Raw genomic sequence first — 23,756 nt, forward strand, 5'->3', positions numbered from 1 at the left:
TGTTTTTTCATAGGGATATTCAAACTTAATCATATGAAGGAAGTGTAGCCATGAGGAGATATCAATGGATTAGATGGCGAAAGTTCATCCTCTGGCTAGCAGCCATCGTGTTGTTTGGCGGGCTGTTATGGGCAGGTGGGCCGACCGCTTGGGGAATAGCGATAAGTATTGCGACTTTATTGATGCAACTTGTTTTCGCTATGGCCTTTATGATCATTCAATTTGTTGCGCTGTTCTGGTTCCTGGCTCGAGGACGAACGTACTGGATTCTGCCTGGAGAGACCGGATCGACATGGGATGATTATCGTGGAAACCCTGAAATTGTGGAAAATGCGAAACGGATTGTGACCCTGCTTAAAGGTGTCAAAGAGTTCAAGGAAATGGGCGGCGAAGCGATTCGTGGATTATTGCTTTGTGGGCCGCCAGGTACTGGGAAGTCATACTTAGCACAGGTTATTGCAAATGAAGCACAAGTTCCTTTTGCCTACGCGTCTGCACCAAGTTTTCAGAATATGTTCTTCGGTGTAGGTAACCTCAAGGTGATGGGGATTTACAAAAAAGCCCGCAAGCTTGCACGCGTCTACGGTGCTTGTATCATCTTTATTGATGAGATTGATGCGATCGGGATGAGCCGACAAGGCGGCGGTGCTGGCGGCGGGATGATGGGCATGATGGGGATGGGCGGCGGTTCAGGCCTTCTGAACGAACTTCTCCTGCAAATGGACCCACCTAATATTGATACCTCCAAAATTGTAAAAATGCTACGCTCTCTAGGACTACGCCGTAAAAAGGCAGAACGTCCGCCCGTGCTTACGGTAGCTGCTACCAACTTGCCTGATGTGCTTGATTCAGCCTTGCTCAGGCCGGGTCGTTTCGATCGACAACTCTGGGTGGATGTCCCGGATTATGACGGTCGGGTTGATATTTTCCAATACTATTTGAAAAAGGTCAAGCTGGACGAAACGCTAACCGCGGAAAAAGCAGGTCTAGATTCCATTGGTTACAGCCCAGCTCAAATTAAGCATATCGTCAACGAAGCTGTTGTTATCGCACATCAACGTGGTGCACAGGCGGCGAGCTATGAAGACTTCCGAGCTGCTATGGAAACCTATGAGTGGGGGCTCAAACAACCGCTGCGCTCAATGCGCGATGATGAAAAGCGGAATGTTGCTTATCACGAAGCGGGTCATGCGGTAGCACAATTTCTGCTTAAGCCTCATGAACGTGTATGGAAAGTGACGATTGTTAGGCGTGGCGGTGCTCTTGGACTTTCGGCTACGAAAGAGACACATGAGCGATATAACCGCAGCGACTCTGAGATGTTGGCAGAGATTCAGGTTTGTCTGGCAGCCCGTGCGGTAGAAGATGAATTCTTGCACAAGAAATTAAACGGCGTAACGTCAGATTTACAGCATGCGACCCAAATTGCAGGTGCGTATCTCGGGATGCTGGGGATGGGCGATGAACTATTCAGCTTCTTAGCGGTCGGTTCGCGCGCGGATGGACTTAAAGCACTTCGACCACAAATTAATGAGCTGCTTAAAGAGCAAATGCTCGAGGTCAAGAAACTTGTAAACGAATATACGGAATTCGTCCACAAGATTGCGGAAGAGCTGCTGAAACGTGAAGATTTGACAGGTGATGAAATTGAAGAAATCTTTACTGAACTTTATGGCGACTCACGTCCTAGGGCAATTGAGGTGAAGCCTCTGCGAAAGCTTACGCTTGAAAAATCACTTGTCGTCATTGACGACATGGAAGAAGATCTCAAGGATTCGTAAACGGATGGACATTCCATTCGTTGGATTGCCTCCTTTTTGGCTATAGTGGTCAGAAGGAGGCCATTTTTTTGGCAAAAGATCGATTAAGACTAGCAAGAGAAGAGACAGAATCAAAGGAGAACTCGATCATGAACTATGACGCTATTGTGGTTGGAGCAGGACTCGCAGGTTTAGTGGCAACGGTAGAGATTGCGGATTCTGGCAAAAGGGTGCTGCTCTTGGACCAAGAACCAGAGGCATCCTTTGGTGGACAAGCCTGGTGGTCATTCGGCGGCTTATTTCTTGTTAATTCCCCCGAGCAGCGCAGGGTGGGAATTAAAGATTCACAAGAACTAGCCTGGCAGGACTGGCAGGGATCAGCTGGTTTTGATCGTGAAGACGACGAGGATTACTGGGGCCGCAAGTGGGCGGAGGCTTATGTCGAGTTCGCTTCTGGTGAAAAAAGGGAATGGCTGTATGCCTTGGGGATCCGCTTCTTCCCAGTTGTCGGCTGGGCCGAACGCGGTGGTTATTTGGCTGAGGGGCATGGCAACTCTGTACCTCGTTTTCACATCGTTTGGGGAACAGGACCAGGCATCGTTGAGCCATTTGAGAAGAGAGTCAGGGCGCACATGACTAATGGGCTTGTTGTGTACCGACCACGTCATCGCGTGAACGAGCTTATTCAAAGCGGTAGTGCTATTACGGGTGTTAGAGGTTCCGTGCTTGTGGCTAGCACGGCGGCTCGCGGGGAAGCGAGCTCGCGTGAGGTGATTAGTGAATTCGAATACCATGCGCAAGCGGTGATCGTCTGTAGTGGTGGAATAGGTGCTAATCACAAATTAGTCCGCCAATATTGGCCGAGTCGGCTTGGTGAAGCACCTAAGCACATGCTCACTGGTGTGCCTGCACATGTCGATGGCCGGATGCTCGCCATTACGGAACAATCCGGAGGGAGGATAGTGAATCGTGACCGGATGTGGCACTACACGGAAGGGATCAAGAATTGGAATCCGGTGTGGCATAATCATGGTATTCGTATTCTTCCGGGGCCATCCTCACTCTGGTTAGATGCGCGTGGTCAGCGTTTTCCAGCCCCTAACTTCCCGGGGTTTGATACATTAGGCACGTTAGAGACGATCCAAAAGTCTGGCTACGACTATTCATGGTTTATTTTGACCCAGAAAATCATTGAAAAAGAATTTGCATTGTCAGGCTCCGAACAGAATCCAGATTTAACGGGAAAAAGCATCCCCAAAGTGTTGTCCAGAGCACTGCCAGGAGCGATGGCTCCGGTGCAAGCTTTTATGGATAAGGGAGAGGATTTCGTCGTTGCTCCGACATTGGCTGAGCTGGTCACTGGCATGAATGCGTTGACGGAGGAGAAGTTGCTTGATTTTGACCATATTGAGCGGCAAATTAAAGCGAGAGATCGGGAGATCGCGCATCCCTTTACCAAAGATCTGCAAATAACAGCCATTCGGGGCGCGCGTAATTATATCGGGGATAAATTAATTCGTGTTGCGAAACCGCATCGTCTACTAGACCCAGCTAATGGACCGCTTATCGCTGTGCGATTGAATATCGTTAGTCGTAAATCGTTAGGCGGATTACAAACGGACTTATCTGGTCGTGTGCTGAATCAAGCGGGAGAGGCGATTCCAGGACTTTATGCTGCTGGTGAGGCAAGCGGTTTCGGAGGTGGGGGTCTTCACGGGTATCGTGCGCTGGAGGGGACGTTCCTCGGAGGATGCTTATTTACTGGACGAGTAGCGGGACGAGCTGTTGCGAAAGAACTAAATAAGCTGTAGCAATGTGAAAGAAACCTTCACCGCCACGCAAGTGGAAGTGAAGGTTTTTGTTAATTGATAGATAGATTGATTCCTTGTAACGTGTTCTTTTGAACGCTGCTTATTTTTTAATTATTTTAGCAATCCCCACATCGACTAAATCTACATTCACATCAATCTCTCCTAAAGATTCAGGGTTTAATGGTAGTTTGCCATCTTCCTTCAAGCGATGCCATTCCTTTGGGTTGGATCGGTAGACCATATTGGAAAGACCAAGAAGATCAGTACCTGATTTAAGTCCGATCAGATACGTTTTCTGAATCTGCCTTCTTATTTCCTTACTTGCGAGATCTACCAGTTCTTTCTCTGTAGCAGGCTTTTCCTGTTCCGTTATCGAACCTTGCACTTTGACGTTAATTTGAAACGTTAGTTTTCCGTCTGATAGTTTGGGTTCGATGGAAGGTTTGATTTTTGACATAATCATCATCGCTATCGGCTCTTGATCGATCTGAAGCATTAATGGGGTACGTACCGTTTTTTTCTCCATCCAACGTAGACCTTTAATATCGTCAAGTTTAAAACACCCAGTCAATTTTTTATTTTGAATGGCGCATATGCCATCTTGTTGAAGCTGTGGTGACGACTTCTTATTTTCTATCCAGCTATCTTCATTGATGCTTAAGACGGGAAGGAGCAATATCTGTCCGTCTTCTTCCCATTTCCAAATAAATTTGTACAAATATAGAGGAGCAACCAACGAGCTTTGAGAATATCGGTCAAGCGGGTTATTTAATTGTGAATAAAGGGTAGACATGTTTTGGGTAGGGTATACGTTAAACATATCCTCGATCGAGCCGCGGGTTGCCATCGTCCAAATGGTGTACCGAAACTCGAAATATCTGTCCATTTGATCTAAAATGCTATGAATGACATCCTGTCGCAGCGCTGCTTCTGTAAACACCAAAGTTTTCACGTGGCTCCAGGAGAGTCTTTGCTGCGCCGTTTTGTAGAGATCAAAGATAGCCTCATCCACTGTCTTTCCTTTACCCTTGCCAATGGAAACAAGCTCCTTGTTAGATACTGCCCCGGATTCTTTCTTGGCAATATTAGTAAAACTAATCATTTTGGTGTAAAATACGACATTGCCATTCACATAATCAATTCCGATCGAATTGACATAAGCGAGATGTTCAATTTCTTTGGCTCCCCAACATCCGGTAAGCATTAGAGAGACTAGTCCAAAAACCAGTGATTGCCGTATTATCTTCACGGTTGCTCATCTCCGTTATTTCGGGTAAAATCTGGTACTTCCTCCTTCTTCCCCCAAGGCATTCGGAATACAATTTTGTAAAGGTCTCGGAAGCTGATCGGAACAATCGGACTTAAATATTTCACGCCAAAGGATTGCAGATTGACCATATATATGGCAATAGCTAAGATACATATCAATAATCCGAATAATCCTAGCAGACCGCAAATCAGCAATATGACTAATCGCAGCAGACTAACTAGGCCAACCATGTTTTGATTTACCATGGTAAACGATGCTAATACCGAGATGGCTACCACCACAAGAATGCCTGGTGCCGTCATTCCCGCACTAATCGCCGCTTGTCCGACTATCAATCCGCCCACAACGGATATTGTCTGTCCGATAGTGGATGGCAAGCGCATGCCTGCTTCACGAAATAATTCAAACAGTAAAACCATGACAACGGCTTCGAGAGTCGCCGGCAACGGAACACCTTGCCTTGACATTACAAGTGTTCCTAGCAAAGTGAAAGGAAGCTGATCCTGATGATAGGTAAGCAATGCAATCCAAAATCCGGGAAGAAATACAGAAAGAAAGATACCAAATAGCCTTAAAGTCCGTGTAAACATGACAAATAAATTAAGTGTATAGGCATCTTCCGAAGTATTAAACAAAAAGGTCAGGTTAATAGGCCCAATGATCGCCGTTGGAGAACCTTCGACCACAATGACAAACCTGCCATGCATGAGTGAGTTCACCGCAAAATCGGGTCTGCCCGTATACGCAAACTTCGAGAATAACGTATTACCGACTAGCAGCTCCTCCAGTTGTGTAGTGCTAATCAGGCCTTTAACCTTGACCTTGGCCAGCTTGGATTGAATCTCCTCTACTACGACTGGATTAATACTATCTTTCAGATATAGTAGCATTGATTTCGTCTGCGTCTGCGTACCGATTGTATATTCTTCAACTGCCAGAGCATTTGTCTTTAATCTTTTTCTAATTAATGCGACATTGGTCTTCGCTTCTTCAATAAAACCATCTCGAGGACCTTTTACCGAAATCTCCGCATTTGTTTCCTCCGTTTTCCTCTGTGGCGCATTGGCCAGATTCCAAGCATATAAGGAGGCTGTGTCATAAAAATAAACTAATAATTCACCATTAAATACTTTATTCATGATAAAATTCATATCTAGATCTTGCGGGATGGAGTTAAGATGGAATGGCAGGTGCTGCCTGAGTTCAGTGTCATCGGATATGACATGGTTTTTAAACATTTCAATCAAGTGAGGAATAAAAAACTCATTAATCCGATTAACATCACACAACCCCTCACAATATATCAGGAGTAAAGTGGATGAAGTTCCATTCTTTTGCGAAACAGTCAGCTTGTTCGTGAGTACATCGCTACAGTCTTTGAACAGTTGCCGAAAGGTTTGAAATGTTTCATCATTCATAGAATCCAACTGATCTAATGTATTGGTCATGATTTTATTCTTCTCCATCTGTTTCCGAAATGAATTAGCCCAATGACAATTAGGAAATAGCACGACATCACCCAAAATATAAGGGGTAACAAGATTTCTGTTAACAGGTTGATAAATTTAGGATCGCTAAAAGGCAAACTAATCGCTATTAACTGGATAGTGCATATGAGGAAAAGAAATAACAATTTTCTCCCTTTTTTTTCAATATTTAGAATGTCGGTTATCAAAAAAAGACTCAAAGAAATTCTCAGGAATGCCCCGCTAAACCATTGATAAATACTTAAAAAGTCCATGTGTTCAATAAAATGGCCAATTGTCACGAGCCTCCACTCTTCATAGGCGGGGAACCTCAAATGTGAAGCTTGCTTAGGACCGAATTCGATGATAGACCCAATAAGAGGACCAATTGTAAGCCCTAATAGTATTAAGGCCAGATACACAAGTGACATGAATGAAATGCGAGTACGAATGTGATGCTGCATAAATAATAGCAATGATAACTCGATTAGACCTGCACCAACATAAATAACACCATGCCAGACTGGCATCATGCCATGCTCCAAATATGGCTTAAGTAAGGAGTAATCCTTGTTAGGATAATTAGCGATGCTTACATAAAATCCCAAAATTACAACTAAGGGTAAAAAGATTACTGCTGTATTTGCTATAGATTCGATCCCTTTATAAGCATTGTAAACGCAAACAATTAACAAAGCAGATGCTAAAACAAATTTTGGCGTGCTAGTTGCGAATGATAGATGGATCCAAGTAACGGTATCTTTTAACGTAATCATTGATAAAGTAAGAAGGTACAAACTAGCAATCCCTGCCATTAGGTAGGATACCGTTGCACCGTAGGTAAGCTTTAGCCATTGAAAAAAACGTATCTCTCGATTTTTAGCAATAGCCGAATAAAGCAGAACGACCCAAATCATACAAAAAGCGCCTGCAAGCAGAACGGAGATCCAACTGTCGCGTTGTGCTTTATCTAACACCAACGGAATGATAATGACATGGTTCAGTAGCCCAACAGAAAGCATAAACATCATGGATGTTTGCAAAAACGTTATGGAACCATTTTTCATTAAAACCTCCGATGTTTATTAGTAATTTGTTCCTGTAGTATGCCGCACTTTATTGGAGTTTATACAATTTCCCTGAAATGGATGCTATTGGTTGGAACAATGAACAAGTGGCTCGCAAACAATAAAAGAGATGTTCAATCGAAAGAAACCACTCCATTGGACGGAGTGGTTTTGTCTTTATACGCTGATATATATTTTGAGAAAGAGAAGCATAATAGCAGATTTTAAGTATGATTAGTCTCTATTTGTTTTTATAAATTCATTGCACTTACACTCAAACGACTCAAATCTACTTTGGCACCAGTTGGATCACTAATCTGTACAATCACTTGCTCACCAGCACGTAGATCGAAGAAGTTGTCGCTGAAGCGAATGTTACCCTGTGGCAGATCCAGCTTCACCATGCGGGCATGTGCACCATTAGCGGTAATCTGCACAGCTTGCGACTCTGCATCGACGTTCACGCTAAGCGAAGTTGTCGGGAACTGAAGATCTTTCTGATCACGTAGATAATGAAGATTATCAGGCGCAGCCCAGTCTGTCGTGTGAACGCGGACAGCAACCTCCTCCGCAGCTGTGCCATTTAAGACGGTAGCTTCTGGCAGACTTCCCAACTGAATCGCTGTGTTCGCCTCTACAGCAGCATCGAACGTATGCGTAAACACGATTTCTCCGGTGAAGTTATAAACGGTAACGTGAACTTGCCCTTGTAACGTAGCTAACGTATCGTTAACAGCCCACACGTTCAAGTTCTGCCCAGGCTCATGATCTATCGAGAGCAGAAGCGGGTGATAGAACTTCGTCGCATAGTAGAAGGAAGCCTTCGGCAGCAATTCGTAATCAATGAGCGACCAGCTCGTGCCTGGCCAGCTATCGTTCAATTGCCAGATGAGGGAACCGCTTGTACGGTGTTTGTTCCGACGATAATGCTCGATACCATACTTCAGGCCCTCGGCTTGTGTCAGCATGGAGAAGTTCATATATTCCTCAATGTTGGTCGGAATACCGGTATATCCTTCCATGAGCAGAATACCCTTTTGGTGATTGGTATCTTTGTTGCGATAAGCCATTTCAACACTGTTCCAGTAGAATTGGCCGTTTGGAATGTTCTTCTCTAATGTGTAACGATTAGCTGAGGCATGCATACCAAATTCGCTGCTGAAAAGGGTGAAGTCTTTTTTGTAGTTTTTGAACGTGACGCCTTGAATACTGTAATCCAGCAAAGGCACATCACCGAATTGACGTGGGTAAACGGAACCGTGCCACACCTGCCAGTTATGGCGGTCGCCGACATCAGGATCGTTGGCATCATTGCCCCCGAATGGGGAAGATGGCCAGTAAGCACGACTGTCATCAAGCTGCTCAAGCGCATCAGGAATCAGCTCGTGGTAAATGATTTCCCCATAGAACGGACAGTTGATGTCGCCGCCAGCGGATTTCATATCATACAGCCAGTCAATTTCATTGTTCCCGCACCAAAGTGCAAGGGAAGTATAATTACGCAAGCGCTTGATGTTGTAGATCACCTCACTGCGGACATTCTCCATAAAGTCACGGTTGAAATCCGGGAACAACGCATTCGCGAAGGCAAAATCCTGCCAAACCAGCACGCCCCGCTTGTCGCACTCTTCATAGAAGACATCCTTCTCATAGATGCCACCTGCCCATACGCGAAGCATGTTCTGATTCGAAGTAACTGAAAGATCAATTAAGTCCCTATAGCGTTGATCGGGAATGTTACCGATGAAGTGATCAGCTGGGATCCAGTTCGTGCCTTTGGCGAATAGTTTGACGCCATTTAGCACAAAGGCAAAGGCATTCTGACCTTCCGCATCCTTCACTTGCAGCTCAATCGTACGGATACCAAACGGTTTGCGATACGCATCCACTTGCTCACCGTCAGCATATAGAACTACTTCCAACTCGTACAAGTAAGGCTTGCCGAGGTCATGAGTCCACCAAAGTTGTGGATCAGCGACATTTAAAGTAAACGATTCGGAAGACTGCACATTCCCTTGCGCAGAAGCAACAACTTGACCTGTCGCATCCACTAAACGAATGTCACACGACTTCTGTACACCTTTGCGAAGTGTGGTTACGTCGACATCCACTTGGACTTCAGCCCCAGTATCACGGATCGTGCGTGTTCTTGCAAAAACACTGTCCAGCTTCGCGCGGCGGTAACGCTCGATAAATACTTTGCCCCAGATCCCCACCGTGACCATACGCGGACCCCAGTCCCAGCCGAAGTTCATTGCAGCTTTGCGGAGCCAAGGGCGCTCTTTCGTATAAGAAGACCATTGGAACAATTCTTTATCCTTATTATGCAAATGCAAAGGATCAAACTTCACGGCAATGGAGTTTTTACCATCTTGAATGACACGGGTAACATCGAAGGTATGTGCCATCAGCATGTTGTTTGTTGTTCCGATTTCTTTGCCGTTCACATAGATCGTAGCAAATGTATCAAGACCTTCGAACGTAAGTTCATGCTTCTCTTTCTCATCGTTCACATTTCCTAATGAATAATTGAAGGAGTGGCGGTACCACCATTCTTTCTGTTCGATCCAGCGGCTTTTCGCGTCATTATGACCGAAATACGGATTCTCAATCAATTCTCGTTCAATGAGGGCGGAATGGACATCCCCGGGAACTTTCGCTGTAATCCAGAAACGATCATCTAGCCATGCTGCCGCGACTTCAAGTGGTCGAACTTGTCCTACTTCGAACTGCTGCAATCGCCATAATCCTGATAATTCCATCTGTGATTTCTCCTCGTACACCATGATATTGTTACAATTTTGGAGGTGGAGCAGTAGGATGAAGGACTGCTTCCTCCCGGAACTCACTCGGCGTTTTGCCAGTGAATTTCTTAAACACTTGGCTGAAATATTTAATATCTTCAAATCCGACGGAGCTTGCGACATCGGCTATTTTGGCAGGGGAAACGGTTAGAATTTCCATGGCACGATTAATTTTTTGTCGTGTCACATAATCACCAAACGTAATACCTGCTTCCTTTTTAAAAACTTCGCTCAAATGATTCGGATGCAGATGCACATATTTCGCTACCTGCTGTAACCCAACATCTTTCCCCAAATTCTCATGGATGTAGGCCATTGCTTTCTGTGTATGTGTGGCTTGTCCTCCACCTAGGCGATGATGATACAGCTCCATAAGGGTCAATAAATATTGAAATAAGGCGTCCTTCAGCACGATATCCCGTTTGACAACGAAGGCGATGTTTTGGTCATCGAGTGCACCATGACGCCCCGTTGCGGTCAATATACGTTCAAGCCAACGATGTGCGGTAAGGGCAGCTGAACGAACCAACGATTCAAGGGATTCGATCGTCATGTGAGGGTCGCTGAGTTCGGATTGCAAATAACGCTGAACCCAGTTCTTCAATGCGACGGAGTCGTCCTCCAACAAGATCGAAGAGAGTTCTAGCTCCTCCTCGTGCGTACAGACTGTTTTGCCGCCTTTACGCCTAACAATGTCTGTATAAATCAGAATAGATTCATCGAGATGATGTTTATAACTAAAAGCATAGTCCGCCGTGACATACGACTTATATAAATCGGACTGTTGCTGAACGACTTCGCCGACGGATATACTGACTTTACATTTGAGCAGCCGCTCGATCTTTTGCTTCGCAGAATCAGGATGATCGAAGAAGTCGGATGCACTTGTTTTCGGAAGCGCCACGACAATTCGCTGCCTGTAAATCAACGTTTCACATCGCAATATTTCGTGCAGCATATTGTCTACTGCGAAAAGCAGCAGTGATATCTCCGATGCTGTTTCTCCCCATCCTTCAGCGGTGACAACGTAGGTTTGAAATTTGGGTTGCTCATGCTCATGTGAGAGAAATAAGCGAGGAAGGTAGTCCGGCAGCATATCTGCATCGACGGCGGCGGTTTCCCCCTCAATGATCCAGCGTTCAAACAAACGATTGCGAACTTCTTTGTTCTTATATTGATCCTGATTGAGATGCTTCCATTTATCTTCAATGCGTTGTTTGACTTGGAGGACGGTTTTCATAATCTCTTCAGGCCGACTTGATTTCAAGAGATAGTCGCTGACACCTTGCCGAATCGCTTGCTGTGTATACATGAAATCATCGTACCCAGATAAGATAATCGTCTCGATATCGGGTATGATTTCTTTCGCTTTAAGGGCAAGTTCTAACCCATTCATGTGCTTCATTCGGATATCCGTTAATAAAATATTCGGACGTTCCTCAGGCATGCGGCGCAGCGCCTCTTCACCGGAAACAGCTGGTTTAAGCAGCTCGAGTCCGATCTCTTTCCAATTAATAACTTTGGCCAAGCCTGTTCGGATGATGACCTCGTCATCAACGATCAAGATTTTCATGGTTATCCTCCAAAACTGGGATCGAAAATGACACACACGTACCCTCATTTAATCGGCTCTCGATCTTAATCCCCGAATCAAGCCCGTAATGCAATTGCAAGCGCTCATGCACATTACGCAGCCCATAACTTGCATCATTTGCTATCGTTTCCTCAGCAGGGTATAAACTTTCAGTGACCTCTCGTAGCCGTTCCTCGGTCATCCCAATACCATCATCCATCACCTTGACATACATCGAATTGCCCTTAAGCTCGACATAAATGGAAATGACACCTGGTTCCTCTTTCATTTGAATGCCATGAATCATCGCATTTTCAACCAATGGTTGAAGCAACAATTTCAGCATGAACGAATCACTTAGTCGGGCGTCAACCACGTAGTCCACAGTGAATTCATCTGGGAAACGGATGGATTGCACCTGCACATAATTGCGAATATGGGCTAGCTCCTGAGAGACCTTGCAATATTCTTTACCCTTATTCAAGCTGAAACGCAAGAAGTCACTTAAAGCACCGACCATCTCTGCAATGCGATTTTCTTCATTGAGCAAAGCGATCCAATGAATCGAAGACAGCGTGTTATAGAGGAAATGCGGATTGATTTGGGCTTGCAATGCGCGCATATCTGCTTCTTTTTTACGCGTTTCATTGTGTATGAGCTGCTTTTTCAAGGCTTCGATATGTGTGCTTAGCAAATTGTAGCTGCCTGCTAATCGCCCAATTTCATCTGATGTGTAGACCGGATAGAGGGGTAAAGGTTCATCCGGATTGATTTTAGTTAACAACCGGGTTAATGATCCGAGAGGCGTGGTGACCTTGCGAATAACGAATATGGTGAGAAACACATTCGTAAGAACGGAAAGCGCCACAGCAACAGCTGTTAATTGCAAAATGTACCGATTCTGAGCACTGTATAGCTTCGATGGAATAATGCCAACGATCGTCCAGTTGATCATCGGTTCTCGATAAAATAGAATGTTCTGTTGTGTGTTCCCGGTACCTGACGTCCATACACCGGAAGAATGGCCACGTACGCGATCCATTATGCCAGGGAACAAGCTATCGGCTTTTTGTGACAGCCAACTCTTGGAGGTTGAAGACATGATTTCATTCCGATCATTCAACAAAGCGACTTGACCATAGCCATCGGCTAATTGTGGAACAGACCAAATGCGAGATAGCACTTGCTCATCCACACTGATCGATAGCCAACCAAGTGTTTGGAAGGTATTCATAGCGCGTATGGGTCGAATAAAGGAAAACACGTCACGTTTCCCCAAATAATTCTCAATGTGATATAAGCCCGTCCATATCTTGTCCGTAATCTGGTTAATCGTGATCTCCTTATCCAAACTCGAGTTGTAGATCGTAGAGGTAGACAGAGGCGTCGTGTTATTGCTGGGATAAATAGTGATATTTGAAATGTAATCCTTGGTGTATACCAGATTCGTCATTAACCCAAGGATTTGTGCCTGTGCATCCAAGTTCTCATCGGTTCTCTTCAAATATGATTGAATGTCCCGTTGCCCGATGAGGAAAATGGAGATATTCTCAACATCTTTCAGGATGAATTGAAATTTGGCTTCCATTTGAGCGAGTGAATTCAAGCCTGCTTGCTGAGCCTTATCTTTGGTAATATCCGATGATGTTGTAAAAGCGAAGGTACCCAGAAACAAGAGGGGGATTAATGTTGTGACAAGCATAATGAAGGATAGCTTACGCTGTAAAGAATAGCCGAACCACTCGCGCAACACGTGTCATCTCCTAACTCGTTGTCTGGATCGTTAAAGTTAATTAGCCTTTTACAGCTCCCGCGGTCATACCTTTCATAACTTGTTCTTGGAAGGCCAAGTATACGGCGATTGTTGGAATAACAGCGATCGTCATAGCGGCTAGTGTTAAACCGTAATCCGTTTGATAGCCATCAGCGAAATTAGCAATGCTTAACGGTAACGTTTTTAAACTGCTTTTGCTAATAAAAACAAGGGCGAACGAGAAGTCATTCCAGAAATGCAAGAAGCTTAGAATGACGACTGTCGATAGGGCTGGCAGTGAGATTGGCAGCATGATACGCCAGAATACTCCCCAAAGTCTCGTTCCATCAATATAGGCAGCTTCTTCGATTTCTTTGGGTACCGAAGACAAATAAGCGGTAAGAACGAAGATGGCAGTCGGTAATGCGAAAGCCGTGTAAGGCAAGATGAGTGCCCAGTACGTATTCAATAGTCCGATTTGTTTCATAAGTATAAACAAAGGAACCAACGTACTATGAATAGGGATCAACATCCCAATGACGAAAAATGCAAGAATAATGCCTTTGAAGCGGAATTTGATTCTCGCTAATACATAAGCTGCTAAGGAACTCAGAAATAGCGTAAGTGCGAGTGAGACCAGCGAGACGATAACCGAATTGAGAAAAGCCGTACCCATTTTGGATGCTTTCCATGCAGTTGCGTAATTCGAGAATTTCCAAACTTGAGGCAGCCCGAACGGATGATTAAAGAATTCACTATTCGTTTTAAATGAGGAAATAACGAGCCAAAACAACGGATATAGCGTGAGAATCGCATACAGGGTTAAGAACGTCCATAGTGCGCCTTGTTTCCATCCTTGAAATGAGAACTTGCGAGTTGTCGCGGTTGATTTTACTTGAATGGGAATAGAAGACATAGTCAGCTTCCTCCTTTCGTTATACTTTGGATTTACGACTTGTTGCCCATTGGCTAATTCCAATGAAAATAAGGGAGATCAAGACGATTGTTGTCGAAATGGCGCTACCAAATCCATATCGATATGAGGAAAAAGTCGAATTATACATATACGTAGCGAGCAGCTCAGTTGCGTGAGCAGGTCCGCCCTTGGTCATGACATACACGAGATCGAAGGATTTCAAGCTACCAGAAATACATAGGATAATGGCAATTTGTACAGTACTCCACATCATTGGTAGCGTAACGGAGAATAATTTGCGTGCTCCTTCAGCACCATCGATTTGTGTAGCATCGTGAATTTCACCAGGAATATTTTGAAAAGCAGAGATGAAAATAATGAGATATAAACCGACAAAACTCCAAATCAGAGGAGGAGCCAATGCGAAGATCGCAATCTTAGGATCTGATAACCATTGCAGCTTCCAGGACGCTAACCCTAGCTTCTCGAGAAGAAGGTTCAGAATACCGATTTGCGGATGATAAATATATTGCCAGATCATTCCGATAACGACCGAGGACATGACCATCGGAACGAAAACGGCAGAACGGATGAACCGTTGCAGCGCATTGCTTTTATGCAGCAGAATGGCCAAGATGAGAGCAACTGGCAGTTGGCCGAACACAGCAACAACAAGAAAAATAAGGTTATTCTTTAAGGATGTCCAAAAAATAGGATCATGAATAATTTCTACATAGTTTTTCAAACCGATAAATTTCGCCGTACCAATTCCTTTCCAGTCGAAGAAACTATAATAGCCTGACCAGAGAACAGGGACAAACACAAATAAGGCATAAACAAGTATCGCAGGGGCAAGGCTCATAAAAACAAACCTGCGGACGTAAGCAGCATTCATCAATCTCACTTCCTTCATGTATGAAATTAGCCAGCCCTGCCACAGATGTGGAGGGCTGGTTGTACGATAACGTATTATTTACCTAGTGACGCAGCTTGTGAGTCTTGAATTTTCTTAGCAATCGCTTCGGCGCTTCCGCCCATTAGAAGCTCTTGCAGACCGTTATTGATAACTTCAACTGCAGCGGAGCTTAGTTTAGCATCATAAACCGGTGTGATTTTTGTTGTTTTCATAAGGTCATTGAGTTCAACGAATAACGGGTTTGCTTTTGAAGGATCAAGTTCAATTTTGTAGCTAACCAATGTGGAGCTGTTCAACGTTGCTTGTTGACCATCAGGACCAGATAGTGCGTAGAACAATTTTTGAGCGGCTTCTTTCTTAGCCCCAGTAAGTTTCTTGCTAACGCCAAGACCAGTTCCAACAACACCAGAAGTGGATTGAGGATCACCTTTACCACCTGCGATGGATGGCATTAAAGCGATATGTGTGTTGGCAAGCAAATCTTTCGGTGCATTTTGAACGACATCAGCCATTGCCCAACCACCATCGATGAACATCGCAGCTTTACCTTGATAGAACAATTGTCTCATTTGGTTTTGATCAATACTGTTAAAGCCGTCTTGGAACGCTTTGGCATTGCTTAGCTCTTGCAGTTTTTTCAAGGCTTGAATAAATTCAGGATCTGTAAACTTCACGCCATCTTGCTTAGCGGCTTTAAGGAACCAGTCTGAACCCGTCATCCGATCAGCTAACCCGCTGAAAATCGTGGACTGGGCAGCCCAGTTTGCTTTGTTACCCAGCGCGATTGGGATGATTTTGTTGTCGTTGAACGTTTTCACCGCAGCCATTAGCTCATCCCATGTCTTAGGAACAGCAACTTTGTATTGATCAAGAAGCGCTTTATTGTAATAGATAAAGGAAGTTGGAGATAGGTTCATAGGTACAGAATAGATTTTGTTATCTACCGTATATCCGTCCAAAGCGCCTGGAATGAAATTGTTTTTCCATTCTGGTTTGCTGTCCAAGAACTCATTGATCGGTTGCAGCAAGTTTCCGCTAACGAATTCCTTCGTCATCGCATCTGGCCACATCACGAATAGATCAGGCATTTCATTGGCTGCTGCAACAGTCTTCAGTCGCGTTTTCAAACCGTCAGTTGGAAGACCTTCAATTTCCAACGTGATGTCTTTATTTTGAGCTTGGAAATCATCTAGAATTTTACGCATAGCAACAGCTTTCGCATCTTGACCAGACCAGTTGTGCCAAATGGTAAGCTTTACTTTCTCACCGGAAGTACCTTTATCTGCGGGAGCAGCTTCTTCGCCGTTTCCACATGCGGATACAAGAACTGTTGTAGCAAGTAAAGCTGTAGAGATAAGTGTTAGTTTTTTCATGTTCGACCTCCTGATTGATTGACTCTACTTCATTCTAAGGATTTTCGGATGTTTCGTAAGGTGAACAGGATAAGGACCAGGGTAGAAAATGATCGGATATCGACCTGCTATTCTTCAGCATATCCATAAGTAAGGTAGAATAAGGCAAGGTCGTCGTTTTAGTTAAAATATCCCAATACCTTAAGTAACTCTCCTAATCTTCTTAAGTTTACCGCTTTCATTACGATCCGTATTTTTCTATGATGGAGATACCAACTACGAGTCAGCATCCTACTTTGTAAAACGAGAGGGTGATCGGAGCAATTATGTAATCGCTTACCAATAGAATGTGGAGCAGGATAGATCGTTTCTAAATCTAAGGGAGGTATACAATGCGTAGTTTGAAAAAAATGGTTTCATCTGTATCGATGATGGCAATCGTTCTTAGTTTGTGGAGTCCTGGTGTTTCAAGTGCAGCAACACCAATCGGTGATGCCAATTCATCGATTTTTGGACCAAATGTGTATGTATTCGATCCTGATATGCCTGCAGCTGACATTCAGAGTGCTGTGAATGCGGTATTCACTAGACAGGAGTCCAATGAATTTGGTACGGAAAGAGATGCCTTTCTTTTTAAACCGGGAACATATAATGGCAATTACTTTATTGGGTTTAACACACAAGCTTCAGGACTTGGGCTCAATCCAGATGATGTATTGATCAATGGTGGACTGAATGTGAATGCGGATTGGGATAATGGGAATGCGACACGTAATTTTTGGCGGGGGATTGAGAATCTGAGCATTAATCCGACTTTCAATTATACACCGCCAGCGCCAGCTCATTTCTCAGCAGGTACAACACAAATCGCGGTTTCACAAGCAGCACCACTTAGGCGTTTACATATTAAAGGGAAATTAAATTTGTTCGATTTTGATTCAGGGTGGGGCGCTGGATGGGCAAGTGGCGGCTTTCTTGCGGACTCCATCGTAGATGGTCAAGTAACACCAGCTTCACAGCAACAATGGTTCTCGCGGAACAGTCAGTGGTCGAGTTGGTCCAATGGGGTTTGGAACATGGTGTTCGTCGGTGACAAGAATACGCCAACAGGGAACTTCCCGGATCCGCCTTATACAGTGGTCGAGAACACACCAGTCATAAGAGAGAAGCCGTATCTCTATATCAACAATGCTAATGAATATCAAGTATTCGTCCCATCACTTTCTCAGAATACGAAAGGGGCAAGCTGGGCGAATGGCGCAACACCAGGAGATTCCATTAGTATCGATCAATTCTACATTGTTCGCGCGGATGTACCGGCAACAACGAGTGCTACGAATATCAATGCTGCATTGGCGAATGGCAAGAATTTGCTATTTACGCCGGGAATTTATCACATTGATGATACAATTCGTATCAATAATGCGAATACAGTTGTGCTCGGCATCGGGATGCCAACGCTAATTCCAACGACAGATAAACCAGCGATGACGATTGCTGATGTGGATGGCGTAAAGCTGGCAGGATTGCTGTATGAGGCAGGGCCTAATGCTACCTCTTCTCTTTTGGAAGTTGGACCAACGGGCAGTTCATTAGATCACGCAGCTAACCCAACATCGCTGCATGACTTATTCTTCCGTACTGGAGGCGCTGTCGTTGGTCAAAATAAAGCGCAAATGACCATTAACAGCGATGACATTATCGGCGATCACTTCTGGATGTGGCGGGCAGACCACGGTGCTGGTGCCGGTTGGACAGAGAATGTTTCGACCAATGGCCTCATCGTGAATGGTGATGATGTGACCTTATACGGTTTATTTAATGAGCATCACAATGAGTATCAGACCCTATGGAATGGGAACGGCGGTCGCGTTTACTTCTATCAGTCCGAGATTCCTTATGATGTTCCGAATCAAGCGGCATGGATGGACGGAAGCAAGAATGGATATGCCTCTTATAAAGTAGCTGATACCGTCACGACACATGAAGCTTGGGGACTTGGCGTGTACTCCTATTTCCGAGATGCAGCGGTGAAGCTGGAGAATGCCATTGAAGTACCGAATGCGGCGGGCGTCAAAATTCATCATGCGACAACGATTTGGTTAAATGGGACAGCTGGCAGTGAAATCACACACATCATTAATGGGATCGGCGGTCGTGTGTATGGGACATCTGGCAGCGCTCAAAGGCAGACTATAAACTTCTATGGAACAGATGCAGGGGATACGGAAGCCCCAAGTGTGCCAACGAATTTGGTCCTCAAAGAGACGGCTGCATATGATCGTGTCAAAATAGGGTGGACGGCTTCAACAGATAACCTCAATGTCACAGGTTATGAAGTTTATCGTGATGGGACGTTAATTGGCCAAACAACAACGGCTGAGTATTTGGATACAACAGTAAAACCACTGACAACTTACAGCTACACGGTGAAAGCTAAGGATGGAGGAAATAACGTTTCCGCGTTAAGTGCAGCGCTAAGTGTAACAACGCCGAAGAGAGCCTTAGATCGTTCCGCCTGGACAGCGACCTCGACATCAGCGGATCCAGCGGCACATCTCATTGATGGCGATATGGGGACACGTTGGAGCGCGGGCAAGCCAATGGCACCTACGCCAGAGCAATCGTTCACTATTGATATGAAGGTACCCACGAGTATCAATAACATCGAGATGGATTCCACAGGAAGCAATAATGATTATGCACGGGGATATGCGTTATACGTATCCAATGATGGTGTGACTTGGGGGAGTCCGATCGCGACGGGAGTGGGTAGCAACAGGCTTATCTCCATTGATTTTGCTCCACAGGTGGCAAGGTACTTCAAGGTGGTTCAAACCGGAACGAATTCCAGTTGGTGGTCTGTTCATGAGGTAAGAGTGTACGGTTCCGTACCGCCATCAGCCGCCATAGTGGGACCTACAACAGTCACAAGCGGGCAAAATTTTGACACTACAATAAATTTGTCTGATGTCGTTTCCAGCGTATATGCGCAAGATATTCAATTGTCTTATGACACAGGATTGCTTGAATTTGACTCGGTGGAATCTTTGAATCCTGCCATATCGATCATTGGTCAAAAGGTTGGAGCGGGACATATCCGCATTCTGACAGCGAATTTGGTTGCTGGAGATGTCAATGGACCATTGATGACACTTCACTGGAAAGCGTTAACGCCAAGTGACGATGTGTCCACAACGATCACACTAGACAGTCTAGCTTTAGCTGATTTGCAGACGGCAACGAACCTCGGCTCAGCTTCCGAAGTGATTCTGGTGAAAGCGATTGTCGATCTATCGATCTTGAATGGCAAGATTGGAGCGGCGCAATCCTTGTATGATGCCGCAACAGAAGGCTACAGCAGTGGTCAATACGCACCAGGCGCAAAAGCTGCCCTGCTGGTTGCGATCGACGCTGCAAGAAGTGTTGCTGCGAATCCAGCTGTCACGAAACCGCAAGTGACGCAAGCGATTGCGAATCTGCAACAAGCTATAGAAGTCTTTGAATCGTTGAAATACGTTGGCGATCCAGGCGATCTGAATAATGATGGGGTCCTCTCCGTCGTAGATTTGGCAAACGTAGCAGCGGCTTACGGCAAAACATCCACAGATACAGATTGGGCACAGTTCAAGAAAGCTGACTTCAACAGGGATGGCAAAGTGGATCTGGTTGATTTGGCTGCGGTAGCACAACGCATTTTGCAACAGTAAGGGTGAATCTTTCAATAAGGTGTAAGCAAGGTTAAGCAGGATCCACATCGCCCGCTATGATACATTTCGTATAGTTTCATGGCGGGCGATCTTACATTTGCATAGATGGATAATTGTTCTGAGTTCTGAATACCGAGTGCTGATTGCTGAGGGAGGAAATCGAACATGGTTTTGCGAAAATGGATGAAAATAAGCTTCGTACTAGTACTCTTCATAAGTTGGATTCTTCCTACAACCAGTTGGGCCTCTGAGGCCGATGAGTCAGGCACATTTACGATGAAGGTTTCCTCACAAATGCCGAATTATGGCGATACCATTGAAGTGCTCATTTCGGGACATCAATTAATCGACGTATATGCTTTCGAAATTAATTTGGAGTATGATCCTACAAGGTTAAAATTCATAGATGCCAAATCTGATGCACCTGGGTTCTCTGTTCCGCCGATTGTAAAGGACACACATATTCAGATTGCGCATACAAAGGTTGGAAAAGGGAAAGGATTAGAAGGTGAGCAATCTTTATTCAAGTTGCATTTTCAAGCGATCCAGATTGGGAACAATGAACTTACACTAAGCAGTGTGAAAATTGTAGATTCTAAGCTTGGTAATATTACCAAGCAAATCAATACGAGATCCACACTTACGATACATCATCCCTATGCTTTCGATGATCTTGATTCCTTCGATTGGGCCGTGGCGGCGATTGAAGATTTGGCATCCCAAGGCATCGTGAATGGCACCGGTGAGAGGCAGTTCAGTCCTGCTTCGGCGGTGACGCGTGCGGACTTCCTTGTGCTTTTGATGAGAGCGCTTGGCTTGATGGGGACTGTCGGCCAACTATTTGATGATATTGAAACTGATGCTTATTATGCACAGCCCGTAGCTATTGCAAGAGAGTTGGGCATTGTGCAAGGAGACGAAATGAATCAGTTTCATCCTAAAGCTTCGATTACGAGAGAGGATATGATGGTGCTCACAGATCGCGCATTACGCATATCTAATCATCTCATCCAGACAGGAGATCAATCTGATCTAACCATATTTGAAGACGTCTCGCTATTATCTGATTATGCGTTCACAAGTGTTGCTACGCTGGTTAAAATAGGGCTGGTCCATGGCTACGACAATCAGGTGTTTCCAAAGGAGACGACGAATCGTGCTCAAGCTGCAGTACTGATCTATAATTTGTTAACTTATATCAAGTGACGATTAGTTGTTATGGGAGAACGTACCAGTTGAAAGAACCTTGGGGCACTCGTCTCAGGTTCTTTTTTATGTGGAGAGCGGTTTATTTCCCTTTGCTTGTCGCTAGATTGCAATATTTGTAAGCAACATACGCGAATAACTTGTGGTAAAATGGGGAAATCGGCTTAAAATCAAGAGGTATGAGGTGAACCGTTTTTGCTGCAATTATCATCCTATAAAAGAAAGACCATTCGTAACACGATTGTACATGTTCTTCGGTTAGTCCTGAGCAGCGAAAAGCTGACCGTGTATACGTTCTTTGCAATTCTATGGAAGTCCCAGCTCTTGCTGGCAGCTCTTCATGCACCCGATATGGCGGGGATTAATATTGGTAAAATGTATTTTACCATCCCACCTGTCATGTCACATCTGATGTTCATCGTATTTGTCGTCGCGTTTGGACTCTTCTTCAAAAAAAGAGGGCGTCGCAACTATTTGCTCTGTGTACAGGTGCTGTTTAGTTTAGTATTGTTTTGCGATTTAGTCTATTACAGAGCCTATGCAGCGTTTCTATCCCTTCGTTTTCTTGCTCATCCCAATGGATTTAATCCTCTCGATTATAATCTGTGGACATTTATACGCGCGTTTGATTTATGGTTCTTTGTGGATCTTGTGGTGATTGCTGCGGTTGCACTTTTTCGCTTTAGAAACACACCGATTCTATCGCGCCGACGTGAAAACAAAAGGCAGCCGATTCTGGCGGCGCTGCTGATTATCCTTGCTGTGGGTGTTGTTTCCTACGAACACTATCGTATTGATGTTAAGAATACATCGAAGGGCGAGATGATGTTCTTTAATCTGAGCTGGGCTCCTTTTCAATCGATGTCAGATATGTCACCGATTGGCTATCATCTGTATGATGGAATACGGCTGTTCGGTGCATCGAACAGTATCAAGCTTGCAGATCAAGAACGTACAGAAGTGCAGGAGTGGCTTAAAGGGAACGCCGAAAGCCTTCCGGATAATAACTACAAAGGTATGTTTCAAGGGAAGAATCTGATTGTCATTCAGGTAGAATCACTTGAAAACTTCGTTATTGGTGAAAAGGTGAACGGGCAGGAAATTACACCGAACTTAAACCGTTTACTAAGAAATAGTTTATATTTCAACAATTTCTATGAGCAAGTTAACAATGGGACGAGTTCAGATAGCGATTTGCTGACGACGACATCGGTGTTCCCTATTCGATCGGGTGCGAATTTCTTCCGGTATCCAACCAACACCTATAATTCGTTGCCAAAGCTGATGGAAGGTATGGGTTATCAGACGATTTCCACACATTCGGAACCAGCGGGGAGCTGGAACTGGGTTGAGGCTCATCACAATATCGGGTACCAAACGAGTTGGGATCTGCGGAAATATAAGGAAGACGATACCGTCGGTCTTGGTTTGTCGGATGAGTCTTATCTCCGACAGCTTGGGGACAAAATGACAAATGTCCAATCCCCATTCATGCTGCATGTCATTACATTGTCTAGCCATGGCCCCTTCGATTTACCGGCGAAGACGAGATCGCTTCATCTTGATCCAAGCTTGGATAAGACGATCATGGGTGCCTACTTTCAAGCAATCAATTACACAGACAAGCAGATTGGTGCATTCCTAGACAAGTTGGATCAATTAGGGGTGTTAGATCAATCCGTAGTTGCCATATATGGGGATCATACTGGTGTGCATAAGTACTATCAAGATCAAGTTGACGCGATTCCTTCCTTAGAAAATGAAGCCTGGAGAACGCATTCGCTGCAGCTCCCGTTCCTTATTTACAGCAAAGGGATGCAAGGGGAGAAGATTCCCACCATCGGGGGGCAAATCGACACCTTACCTACACTTGCCTATCTGATGGGCGTAGATAAAGCGAAATTCGAGTCAACCGCGATGGGCAAAATCCTCGTGAATACGAATCGAAATTTCACTATTCTTAACAACGGTACGTTGGTTGGCGAGCCACAGGATGCGGAGAAAAATCATATTCTGCGATCGTTCCAAATCGCGGATTGGCTGCACGAGAGCAATTATTTTAAGGAATAGATAAAGTAAGAAGAGCTAAGCGGATGCTTAGCTCTTTATTGTGTGAGTGGCGTGGGGGAGGCAATTGATTAACTGTAAAATG

Annotated in this window: 14 protein-coding genes; 5 read left to right on the forward strand and 9 right to left on the reverse strand. The window is 44.7% G+C overall.

Features of this window, described 5'->3' with window-relative positions; all coding sequences use genetic code 11:
* Nucleotides 1–50 precede the first annotated feature (50 nt).
* Both ACSQ8O_RS15675 and ACSQ8O_RS15680 read left to right on the forward strand, forming a co-directional pair.
* Nucleotides 51–1,781 (forward strand): AAA family ATPase, encoded by a 1,731-nt coding sequence (locus tag ACSQ8O_RS15675; protein ID WP_436242456.1) that lies wholly within the window; start codon nt 51–53, stop codon nt 1,779–1,781.
* A 128-nt stretch (nt 1,782–1,909) separates the two neighbouring features.
* Nucleotides 1,910–3,571: an FAD-binding dehydrogenase gene (locus ACSQ8O_RS15680; protein ID WP_436242951.1), complete on the forward strand. Its 1,662-nt coding sequence runs from the start codon at nt 1,910–1,912 to the stop codon at nt 3,569–3,571.
* Between the two features lie 100 nt (nt 3,572–3,671).
* Here the strand turns inward: ACSQ8O_RS15680 and ACSQ8O_RS15685 are convergent, their stop codons facing one another.
* The 9 genes from ACSQ8O_RS15685 to ACSQ8O_RS15725 form a co-directional block, all read right to left on the reverse strand.
* Entirely contained in the window at nt 3,672–4,820 is a 1,149-nt protein-coding gene (locus ACSQ8O_RS15685; protein ID WP_436242457.1) for a Ger(x)C family spore germination protein, read from the reverse strand.
* Nucleotides 4,817–6,289: a spore germination protein gene (locus tag ACSQ8O_RS15690; RefSeq protein ID WP_436242458.1), complete on the reverse strand. Its 1,473-nt coding sequence runs from the start codon at nt 6,287–6,289 to the stop codon at nt 4,817–4,819. Before ACSQ8O_RS15690 ends, ACSQ8O_RS15685 begins: the two co-directional genes overlap by 4 nt.
* Complete coding sequence (locus tag ACSQ8O_RS15695) at nt 6,286–7,374, reverse strand: GerAB/ArcD/ProY family transporter (RefSeq protein WP_436242459.1); 1,089 nt, start codon at nt 7,372–7,374, stop codon at nt 6,286–6,288. The genes ACSQ8O_RS15690 and ACSQ8O_RS15695 overlap by 4 nt, the downstream gene beginning before the upstream one ends.
* Nucleotides 7,375–7,625: 251 nt before the next feature.
* Complete coding sequence (locus ACSQ8O_RS15700; RefSeq protein WP_436242460.1) at nt 7,626–10,136, reverse strand: beta-mannosidase; 2,511 nt, start codon at nt 10,134–10,136, stop codon at nt 7,626–7,628.
* Between the two features lie 31 nt (nt 10,137–10,167).
* Complete coding sequence (locus ACSQ8O_RS15705; protein WP_436242461.1) at nt 10,168–11,751, reverse strand: response regulator transcription factor; 1,584 nt, start codon at nt 11,749–11,751, stop codon at nt 10,168–10,170.
* Nucleotides 11,732–13,504, reverse strand: coding sequence for a sensor histidine kinase (locus ACSQ8O_RS15710; RefSeq protein WP_436242462.1), 1,773 nt, complete (start codon nt 13,502–13,504; stop codon nt 11,732–11,734). Before ACSQ8O_RS15710 ends, ACSQ8O_RS15705 begins: the two co-directional genes overlap by 20 nt.
* Nucleotides 13,505–13,544: 40 nt before the next feature.
* Entirely contained in the window at nt 13,545–14,420 is an 876-nt protein-coding gene (locus ACSQ8O_RS15715) for a carbohydrate ABC transporter permease (protein WP_236291182.1), read from the reverse strand.
* A gap of 19 nt (nt 14,421–14,439) precedes the next feature.
* Nucleotides 14,440–15,315 carry a carbohydrate ABC transporter permease gene (locus tag ACSQ8O_RS15720; protein WP_436242463.1) on the reverse strand — a complete coding sequence of 292 codons (876 nt, stop codon included), beginning with the start codon at nt 15,313–15,315 and terminating at the stop codon, nt 14,440–14,442.
* Between the two features lie 74 nt (nt 15,316–15,389).
* Entirely contained in the window at nt 15,390–16,709 is a 1,320-nt protein-coding gene (locus ACSQ8O_RS15725; protein WP_436242464.1) for an extracellular solute-binding protein, read from the reverse strand.
* A gap of 371 nt (nt 16,710–17,080) precedes the next feature.
* On the opposite strand from ACSQ8O_RS15725, the gene ACSQ8O_RS15730 reads away from it, so the two are divergent.
* The 3 genes from ACSQ8O_RS15730 (at nt 17,081) to ACSQ8O_RS15740 (ending at nt 23,674) form a co-directional block, all read left to right on the forward strand.
* Nucleotides 17,081–20,398: a discoidin domain-containing protein gene (locus ACSQ8O_RS15730; protein ID WP_436242465.1), complete on the forward strand. Its 3,318-nt coding sequence runs from the start codon at nt 17,081–17,083 to the stop codon at nt 20,396–20,398.
* A 165-nt stretch (nt 20,399–20,563) separates the two neighbouring features.
* Nucleotides 20,564–21,604: an S-layer homology domain-containing protein gene (locus ACSQ8O_RS15735; protein ID WP_436242466.1), complete on the forward strand. Its 1,041-nt coding sequence runs from the start codon at nt 20,564–20,566 to the stop codon at nt 21,602–21,604.
* 195 nt (nt 21,605–21,799) lie between these two features.
* Complete coding sequence (locus ACSQ8O_RS15740) at nt 21,800–23,674, forward strand: LTA synthase family protein (protein ID WP_436242467.1); 1,875 nt, start codon at nt 21,800–21,802, stop codon at nt 23,672–23,674.
* Nucleotides 23,675–23,756 lie beyond the last annotated feature (82 nt).

The organism is Paenibacillus sp. LjRoot56 (assembly GCF_964253335.1).
Classification (GTDB): domain Bacteria; phylum Bacillota; class Bacilli; order Paenibacillales; family NBRC-103111; genus Paenibacillus_E; species Paenibacillus_E allorhizoplanae.

Bases quoted from the DNA above. Each gene is read 5' to 3' on its own strand.
- ACSQ8O_RS15675 (WP_436242456.1), top strand. From the start codon at position 51: ATGAGGAGATATCAATGGATTAGATGGCGAAAGTTCATCCTCTGGCTA.
- ACSQ8O_RS15680 (WP_436242951.1), top strand. From the start codon at position 1,910: ATGAACTATGACGCTATTGTGGTTGGAGCAGGACTCGCAGGTTTAGTG.
- ACSQ8O_RS15690 (WP_436242458.1), bottom strand. From the start codon at position 6,289: ATGACCAATACATTAGATCAGTTGGATTCTATGAATGATGAAACATTT.
- ACSQ8O_RS15695 (WP_436242459.1), bottom strand. From the start codon at position 7,374: ATGAAAAATGGTTCCATAACGTTTTTGCAAACATCCATGATGTTTATG.
- ACSQ8O_RS15700 (WP_436242460.1), bottom strand. From the start codon at position 10,136: ATGGAATTATCAGGATTATGGCGATTGCAGCAGTTCGAAGTAGGACAA.
- ACSQ8O_RS15705 (WP_436242461.1), bottom strand. From the start codon at position 11,751: ATGAAAATCTTGATCGTTGATGACGAGGTCATCATCCGAACAGGCTTG.
- ACSQ8O_RS15715 (WP_236291182.1), bottom strand. From the start codon at position 14,420: ATGTCTTCTATTCCCATTCAAGTAAAATCAACCGCGACAACTCGCAAG.
- ACSQ8O_RS15720 (WP_436242463.1), bottom strand. From the start codon at position 15,315: ATGAATGCTGCTTACGTCCGCAGGTTTGTTTTTATGAGCCTTGCCCCT.
- ACSQ8O_RS15725 (WP_436242464.1), bottom strand. From the start codon at position 16,709: ATGAAAAAACTAACACTTATCTCTACAGCTTTACTTGCTACAACAGTT.
- ACSQ8O_RS15730 (WP_436242465.1), top strand. From the start codon at position 17,081: ATGCGTAGTTTGAAAAAAATGGTTTCATCTGTATCGATGATGGCAATC.
- ACSQ8O_RS15735 (WP_436242466.1), top strand. From the start codon at position 20,564: ATGGTTTTGCGAAAATGGATGAAAATAAGCTTCGTACTAGTACTCTTC.